Consider the following 8,280-nt stretch of genomic DNA (forward strand, 5'->3'; position numbering starts at 1 on the left):
CGCCGCGCCGTTGCCGCGGGTCGAGGCGGCGATGGCGGACGCCGCGCCGGCGGCGCGGATGCAGTCCCCGGTGGACCAGGACGCCGCGCTCGGCTGAGCGCCGGCCCGGCCCGGGCACTACAATGGGCCGACAAGGACCGGGGGGTGCCGTGATTCGTTTAGTGCTGGCGGAGGACCAGGCAATGGTGCGCGGTGCGCTGGGCGCACTGCTGGGCCTGGAAGCGGATCTCGACCTGGTCGCCAGCGCGGCCGACGGCGAAGCCGCCTGGCGCGCGCTGCAGGCGCATGCGCCGGACCTGCTGGTCACCGACATCGAGATGCCCGGCCTCAGCGGCCTGGAGCTGGCCCAGCGCATCCAGCGCCAGCAACTGCCGGTGCGCGTCATCATCGTCACCACCTTCGCCCGCCCCGGCTTCCTGCGCCGCGCTCTGGATGCCGGGGTCGGCGGCTACCTGCTCAAGGACGCACCGCCGCAGCGGCTGATCGACGCGATCCGCCAGGTGCACCGCGGCGGCCGTGCGATCGACCCGGAACTGGCGCTGGAAGCCTGGTCCGAGGCCGACCCGCTCAACGACCGCGAGCGCCAGGTGCTGCGTCTGGCCGGCGAGGGCGCCTCGGCCGGCGACATCGCCACGCAGTTGGGGCTGTCGTCGGGCACGGTGCGCAACTACCTGTCCGAGGCGATCGGCAAGCTCGGGGTCGGCAACCGCATCGAGGCGGCGCGGCTGGCCCGGCAGAAGGGCTGGCTGTGACGCGGCGCGCGGTTCGGCCTGAAACTTGCATGGCTCCCTGCGCTTGACTGCGCAGCGCAGTGCAGGGCGCGCGCGGCCTTCCCTCCTCCCATTGGCCAACGCCATGCCCTCCACCACGATCAACCGCTATGGCGTGCCGCTGGCCCTGCTGCTGCTGTTGGGCATCAGTGGCGGCGTGCTGGTGGGCAGCGAGCGCTTTCTCGCCGATGCGGCCGCGGTGCAGCGCAGCCACCGGGTCATTGCCGAGATCAACGGCCTGCAGCTGAACCTCGCCGACTGCGATGCCTCGCTGCGCGGCTTCCTGCTGCTGGACAGCCGCGAACACCTGGCCGATTTCCGGGCGTGCCAGCGCGCGCTGCCGCCGCGGCTGCAGCAACTGGCCACGCTGCTGCAGGGCAACCCCGCGCAGCAGCAGCGGCTGCAGGAGGTCCAGGCGCAGATCGAGGCGCGCATGCGCGACAGCGCGCTCGCCGTGGCCCGTTTCCAGGGCAGGGCGGCAGGCATGCGCAAGCCGGACCCGGAGCGCGCCCGCCAGGGCCGTCTGATGTCGCAGGCGATCCGGCGCAACACCGACAGCCTGGTGCGCAGCGAGCGCGCGGCGCTGGCCAGCAGCGCCCGCTCCACCGCCGCCAACGCCGACCTGCTGCGCCGGCTGGCGGTGATCGGCATCCCCACGGTGTGTGCGCTGACCCTGGGTCTGTACCTGCTGCTGCGCCGCGAGATCGGCCGCCGCAGTCAGGCCGAGCAGCGCGGTCACCATGCCAATGCGCTGCTGGTGGGCACCGTGCAGCAGATGCAGCGCACCGAACAGGATCTGCGCACGCTCAACCGCTGCAGCCGCGGACTGCAGAGCTGCGTGCAGCAGGACGAGGCGGTGGAGGTCGCGCGGCAGGCGCTGGAGCGCCTGCTCGGCGACGCCGGCTGCAGCGTGTACTGCACCGACGCGGCGGGCGAGCAGGCGGTCTGTGTCGCGCACTGGGGCGAGGATGCGGTGTGCGCGCCGTCGCTGTCGCTGAGCGGCTGCGAAGGCCTGCGCAGCCGCGCCACCCAGATCCAGCGGCCCGGTGCCGCGCCGGCCTGCGCGCACGCCGCCGGCGTGGCGCGCCATGGCACCTGCGTGCCGATGATGGTGCAGGGCGAGCCGCTGGGGCTGATCCATCTGTCCAGCCGCGATCCGGCCCTGCTCGAACGCCTGCCCCTGGTCGAGGTGGTGGCCGAACAGCTGGCGATGGCGCTGCACAACCTGCAGTTGCGCCAGCGCCTGCGCACGCAGTCGATCCGCGATCCGTTGACCGGGCTGTACAACCGCCGCTACCTGGAAGAGTCGTTGTTGCGCGAACTGGCACGCTGCGAGCGCCGTGAGCAGCCGCTGGCGCTGATGATGCTGGACCTGGACCACTTCAAGGCGCTCAACGACCGCCTCGGCCACGCCGGCGGCGATGCCTTGCTGGCCGCATTCGGCCAGTTGCTGGCCGGGCTGGTGCGGCCGGAGGACATCGCCTGCCGCTACGGCGGCGAGGAGTTCACGGTGATCCTGCCGGGCGCCGCCGCCGACGTGGCGCAGCGCCGCGCCGAGCAGATCCGCGCCGCGGTGGCGAACCTGCAGGTGCAGCACCAGGGTCAGGCGCTGCCGCCGGTGACCGTGTCGATCGGCGTGGCCGCCTATCCGGACCACGGCCGCAGCACCGAGGAGCTGCTGCGCTGCGCCGATGCGGCGCTGTACCGCGGCAAGCGCAGCGGCCGCAACCGGGTCGCTGCCGCCGTCGCTTCTCCGTCGCACTCGCGTGCCCCCGCATCCAACGACGAAACGCAGCGGCTCAGAACCACCCGCTGAGGGCTGGCGCCATGCGGTGCCGGCGGGTGGAGACGTCGGCACCGCAACTGCGGTGCGCCGGCGGCGATACTCCGATGCCGACCGTGTCGACCCGGTTCGTATGATGGCCGGCGCCGCCACCATGCATGACGCATTGCCGCTCAACGGGTCGTGGGAATCTAGGTTTCCCGAACTGCTTGTCTGCACGCGCTTGACCATTGCCCTCGCTACCCCTGTCGCGCCGGCGGCCGACGCCGTAGCCGCGACACTCGCACGTGCGCAAAGCGACGCCCGTGCGCAGGCGCTGGTGCGAGCGCAATTGGCGTTCACGCCCCAGGAAATCGGGTTCTTCTGCATCGTCGGCGACGCAGCCGATGCGATCGCCCCCGGTCATGACGACGCCACGCGCTATCTAACCGCCCGGGCCTGCGTCCGCTCCGGCTATGCGGTCGCGCTGGCGAGCGTGAGCGATCCTGCGTTGTGCCGGCATTTGCGGATCCTGCTCGACACCGACGCACGTCGCGACGACGGCGGCGAACTGGAAGAGTGCGATTTGCTGCCATGGAGCGACGCACCGCAACTGAGGTCTCCCGACATCGGCAATCCACAGTTGGCGCGGGCTGCGCCCCAACACCGCATCCTGGCGCTGCAGCGGTTGCGCCGCTATGTCGGGAGGTGGCGCCAGGCAGCCCCCGATTGCAGATCCGGCTCGCATCCACACCCTGCAGCGCAGTGGCCATGCTGGATTATCGCGGCCAAGCGTGTGCGCAGTGCGCAGGATGCTCGCGGAGACGGATACGTGCGCGTCCGGCATCGCTGCGTTGTGCGTAAACGATGGCATCGTTGACGTCGAAGCGCAGCAGGCGTTGTAGGCCATGAGGCGCCAGTTCGCCGACCATGCCGCGTGGGTCCGTGCCGAGCTGCTGCCGCAAGCGCGGGCCGACCCGCGCTTGCCCGCGCCACTGCATGCCTTCCGGCTGAGCGAGATGGGTCTCGATCTGGCGCCCGAAGCCGCGATCGCGCGTGCCCAATCGGAGTTCATGTAAGCCCCGATCGCGACTCGCCAACGTCCAATCGCACCCGGTCCGCGGTGCGCTCGCGCCGCGGGACTGGATACGCCCACCGATGCCGCGCTGGGTAGGCGGCGCAAGCGAATGCACCTTGGTCTGCCTGCCTGCCTGCCGGCGCGCGTGCCTTGCCGCTGATTACACCAAAGCGGATTCGCGCAGCTTATTGACCCCGCGGATCAGCGTGCGCGGGTGGACGCGATAGCGCGCCGCCACGTTCCGCAGCGATTGCCCCTCGTCGTCGATCAAACGCAATGCTTCCACGCACTGGCGGTCGTCCAGCGCCGGCAGCCGCCCGAGTTTGCGGCCTTCCGCGCGCGCTGCCGCCATGCCGGCGCGAGTGCGCTCGCTGATGAGCGAGCGTTCGAACTCGGCCAGCGCCGCCATCATGTGGAACACCAGTCTGCCGCTGGAGGAGCCAGTGTCGATCTGCTCATTGAGCGAGCGGAACGACACCTGGCGTTCGCCCAGGTGATCGAGCAGATGCACCATGTGCACCAAGGAACGGCCCAGCCGGTCCAGCCGCCACACCACCAGCTTGTCGCCCGCTTGCAGGATCTCCAGGGCGCGGTCCAGGCCTGGACGTTTGCGTGTGGCGCCTGAAATGCCCTGGTCCGTGAGAATCAGGTCGCAGCCGGCGCGCTCGAGGTCGCGGACCTGCAGGGAAAGGTTCTGTTCGTCGGTAGAGACGCGTGCGTAGCCGATGTTCTTCATTGCTTCTTCTGACTCCGGTTTTGCTGGAACGTCACCGGAAAATGCAGCCCCCGCGGAAGGGTGCCCGGTCGGCATGCGCCGGCGACGTTCGTTTGTGTGGGATGCGCTGGATGGTGACAAATAGGGTCCTTTTGTACGCGAACCCTCGTCCGCATTTCAGCGCTGTTTTTCCCGGCAAAACCAAGTTAGCAGCTTCCCATAAAGGATGATGAAAGAAAGGACCCCTTCATTCCGCTGCAGCGCCGACACCATAACCGAACAGGTCGGCGATATGAAGGTACTCGGCGCCGTGCGCCAGATCGCGCAGAGGGCATTTGAAGAGGGAGTGCACGCGGACATGGACAGCAACAGGGGGGAGGGGGCTTCGACGTTGGCGGCGACCACCGCTCCCGCCGAAGACGCTCTGTTGGTGAGCATCTGCAATCTGTCGATGATCGGCCGCGCCTACGGCGAATGCTTCCGCCAGGACGTCGTGCGGTCCGCGTTCCGTCGCCTTTCCGGGCTCGGTCTGCGCAGCGTGAGCGTGATCGCCTTCGGCGATTCCATCGTGCTGTATCTGCGGGCAAGCGGCGCGCGCAGGGTCCTGATCGAACGGTGTCGCCAAGCCGTGTGCGCGGCGCCGGTGATGCACGGAACCGATGCGGTCTATCTCAATATCGCCGTGCGCGAGATCGACTGGCGGCGTTGCGGCGCGCAGCGGGCCGACACCGGGGACGGCATCGGCGAAGATCCCAACAAGCATCCTGGCAAGGACTGGGCGCGCGGCTACCGTGCCGATATGCGTCTAGCGCATGCGCTGTTCGAGGATATGCGCGGCAAACGGCTGTTGTTCGCGTTCCAGCCGGTGTACTGCACCGACGAACAGGCGCAGCCGCCGGTGCTGTATCACGAGGCGCTGCTGCGCCGGATCGATGTCAGGGGCGGCGAGCCGCTGTCGTGCGCCGCCACTATCCGAGCGCTGGAGCGGCTGCAACTGATGTGGCGCCTCGACCAGAGCGTGCTCTGGTGCGCGATCGAACTGCTGGCCGCACATCCGCATCTGCGTCTGGGTTGCAACCTTTCGGTGCGGTCGCTGCAGCCATGGAGCTGGTGGGAGCCGATATTCGAGCGGCTGCGCGACGACGACGCGCTGGCCACGCGGTTGACCGTGGAAATCGCCGAAACCGCGATCCTGGAACACGCGGGCGATGCCCTGGCGTTGGTCGCTGCGCTCAAGCTGCTGGGTTGCCGCGTGGCCATCGACAACTTCGGCAGTGGTCACAGCACCATGGATTTCATGGTCCAGTGCCGCCCGGACGTGATCAAGATCGATCGATCGCTAGTGACCCAGGATCCGACGCAGAAGCGCACGCCGTACCTGATGCTGCGCGATCTGGGACGGCTGTGTGCGCACGTCACGCGGTGCGTGGTGGCCGAAGGCGTGGAGAACGACGACGAACTGTACGCCGCGGTAAGCGTGGGCCTGCGGGGCGTGCAGGGCTACCACCTGAAGCGCCCGGACGTGGCGCCGGAGTGGTTGCAGAGCCCCGCATGGGTGTCCGATGCGCTTGGCGCGCGCAGGCCGCGCCGGGAAGTTGCGCCGTGACCGCTCCCGTTCCTCTCACTCCCCGCCGCCCGACAGAGTCCAATGCCATGCCGTACGCGCCTGCCGACCAGCCGATCGCCGTCTCCCCAGCCGCACGCACGCAGACCGCGGATGCTATCGCGGCGGTGCTGCGTGTGGAGCCGACCCATGTGGAGATGCGTCCCGACGAGCGCGTTTGCCTGGTTGTTCTGCACAACCTCGGCGATGTCGCGTTGCACGTGCAGGCGCGCATCTTCCGCTGGAACCAGCGCGATGGACGCGATCTGCTGCGGTCTACCGCTGCCGTGCAGGTCTATCCAGGCGTGATCCGCATCGAGCCGTACGCACGCAGCACCATGGTGCTGACACGCGAGAGCGTGCTGCGCATGCGTGAGGAGCTGACCTACCGCCTGGTCGTAGATCGGTTGCTGGATCCCGTGCGCAGCGGCGACCCGGATGTGGCGGTGTTCGGCCAATGCGTCGCCGTTCCGGTGTTCGTCAGCTTGCCGGACACCACTGCCAAGATCACGTGGAGTGCCTATCGGCGGGGTGGGCGGCTCTGGCTGGAAGCCACCAATTACGGCCGCCGCCATGCGCGGGTGGAGCAGGCGATGTTCAGGGCGGGCGCTGCGCCTGCACTGAATCTGCCGGCGCCCGTCTACGTGCTGGCCGGCGCCAGCGTCGCCTTCGAGCTGCCGTGGTCGGAGACCACGGAAGGACCTCTGCAGGTGAATTACCTGGACGACGGTGGCGAACGCCAGGAGCGGGTCCATGTGCTAGCGCGCTGAACTCGCAGGGTCCGGCGGCCCGCCGCGGCGGGGCCTCGCGGACTGCGAATCTGACCGGTGCCGTATGCGGATGGCGCTCGCTCCGTCGTGGCGGATGCGGTGGTCGGGTTCCCAGTCCGGGTGGCGTCGCAATCGGCGTCACGTGCGTCGCGACGCAGTGGGCGTCGATACCCGGAGGCGGCGCAGGCGTGCGCCGCACTGGTATCCGGCGTGGTCGCGACGACCGTCGGCCTGTCGCGGTCGCGAGGCCGCCGCGCCCTGCGACGGGCCGCATGAGCGTGCGGCGTCATCGTTGCCATCCTCATCAGTCCAGGAGCAGCACAGCCGACATCGGTACCACCCATAGCGTCCCGGCCGCTTGCCGGGCTCTTGTGCGCGCCAACGCGCTATGCACAGAACACTCCACCCGCTCGCGGGAAGCCTATCGAGACACGCGAATGAATAAAAATATCTTCACCCTGATATGGGACCACCGTCTGGGCATGTTGGTGCCGGTGTCGGAACTGACCAATCTGCGCAGAAAGACCGGGCCGTGCGCCGGCGGTGCGCGGCGTCGCGCCACGGCCGACCGCAGCGGCGACGCCATCGGTAAGGCCGAGCGTGGCGACACGGCATATGCATTGCATTGGAGCGTGGGTCTGGCATTGGCCGTGTCGGCCGGGTTGGCTCCGGGTGTAGCGATGGCGCAACTGGTGCCAGGTGCCTTTTTTGCTGTGGACGGCGATACGTGCACGCAGGTCGACGCTTTCGGCGGATCCGTTGCGCAAGTCAAGAGTCAATTTTGCGGGTTGAGACACGCCGACCCGCGTACCGCGGATTTCGTCAGAGCAGTGACCCCGAACCTTGTCGCGAACGAGTTTGGTCTGTTCGTCCGTGGCTATGTGGAAGCCTACAACGGCGCCTTCATCCACGGTACGCTGGACATGTCGTCGACGCGCGGTGAAACCAACAAAATCGTCAACGTTTCCGATGGTTCCAATACCTACGATGCGGTCAACTTCGGCCAGCTCAGCACTACCAACAGTACCGTCTCCTCGCTGTCCAGTTCGGTCAGCGAGCTGACTCGCAGCACCAGCTCCGTACGGAGCGAGGTCACCGGGATATCGAACGATGTCAGCAGCCTCTCGACCACCACCAGCTCCATGCGGAGCGAGGTCACCGGGATATCGAACAATGTCAGCAGCCTCTCGACCTCCACCAGCTCCATGCGGAGCGAGGTCAACCAGCTGTCGACCATGGCCGGCTCCCTGAGTACCGGGTTAAACATCGCCAACGAGGGGCTGGCCGAGGCGAATCGGTCCTTGGCGAGCCTCAGCACGCTCACGCGCGACGTCGGCACCTTGAGCACGACGGTCTCCTCGTTGTCCAGCAGCATCACGACCAAAGGCCTGAACGTCACCGGCACCACCACCACCAACGGCATCGACAACCACTACGCGAGTATCGTCAACGTCGCCGACGGAAAAAACCCCGACGATGCGGTGAACGTCAGGCAGTTGCAGTCGGTGTCCACTGTCGTGTCCGGTAGCCTCAGCAGCATCGCCAACACGCTGGATCGGGTTTCCACCAGCGCAAGCACCGC

At 68.2% G+C, this 8,280-nt stretch carries 8 protein-coding genes; 7 read left to right on the top strand and 1 reads right to left on the bottom strand.

Annotated features, from left to right (window positions below; translation table 11 throughout):
- The first annotated feature begins 149 nt into the window (after positions 1-149).
- The 4 genes from D180_RS05670 to D180_RS23805 all read left to right on the top strand — a co-directional run bounded on the left by D180_RS05670 (position 150) and on the right by D180_RS23805 (position 3,611).
- Positions 150-752, top strand: coding sequence for a response regulator transcription factor (locus tag D180_RS05670; RefSeq protein WP_043090532.1), 603 nt, complete (start codon positions 150-152; stop codon positions 750-752).
- A gap of 103 nt (positions 753-855) precedes the next feature.
- Complete coding sequence (locus D180_RS05675; RefSeq protein WP_051064778.1) at positions 856-2,586, top strand: diguanylate cyclase; 1,731 nt, start codon at positions 856-858, stop codon at positions 2,584-2,586.
- Between the two features lie 103 nt (positions 2,587-2,689).
- Positions 2,690-3,412 (top strand): hypothetical protein, encoded by a 723-nt coding sequence (locus tag D180_RS23800; RefSeq protein ID WP_157835426.1) that lies wholly within the window; start codon positions 2,690-2,692, stop codon positions 3,410-3,412.
- Positions 3,413-3,440: 28 nt separating this feature from the next.
- The gene (locus D180_RS23805; RefSeq protein ID WP_017912032.1) at positions 3,441-3,611 is read left to right on the top strand and encodes a hypothetical protein; all 171 of its coding nucleotides are present in this window, start codon (positions 3,441-3,443) and stop codon (positions 3,609-3,611) included.
- 159 nt (positions 3,612-3,770) lie between these two features.
- Here D180_RS23805 and D180_RS05680 read toward each other — a convergent pair whose 3' ends face one another.
- Complete coding sequence (locus D180_RS05680; RefSeq protein ID WP_017912033.1) at positions 3,771-4,346, bottom strand: recombinase family protein; 576 nt, start codon at positions 4,344-4,346, stop codon at positions 3,771-3,773.
- Between the two features lie 271 nt (positions 4,347-4,617).
- Between D180_RS05680 and D180_RS05685 the strand changes: the two genes are divergently transcribed.
- From D180_RS05685 to D180_RS24150, 3 genes are all read left to right on the top strand, one after another.
- Positions 4,618-5,931, top strand: coding sequence for an EAL domain-containing protein (locus tag D180_RS05685; protein ID WP_157835427.1), 1,314 nt, complete (start codon positions 4,618-4,620; stop codon positions 5,929-5,931).
- 47 nt (positions 5,932-5,978) lie between these two features.
- Positions 5,979-6,698, top strand: coding sequence for a fimbria/pilus periplasmic chaperone (locus tag D180_RS23810; RefSeq protein ID WP_017912035.1), 720 nt, complete (start codon positions 5,979-5,981; stop codon positions 6,696-6,698).
- 437 nt (positions 6,699-7,135) lie between these two features.
- Positions 7,136-8,280: ESPR-type extended signal peptide-containing protein (locus tag D180_RS24150; RefSeq protein WP_255325540.1), on the top strand; the 1,145-nt coding region annotated here is incomplete at its 3' end.

Origin of the sequence: Xanthomonas sp. SHU 166, from assembly GCF_000364685.1 — a bacterium.
GTDB lineage: Bacteria > Pseudomonadota > Gammaproteobacteria > Xanthomonadales > Xanthomonadaceae > Xanthomonas_A > Xanthomonas_A sontii.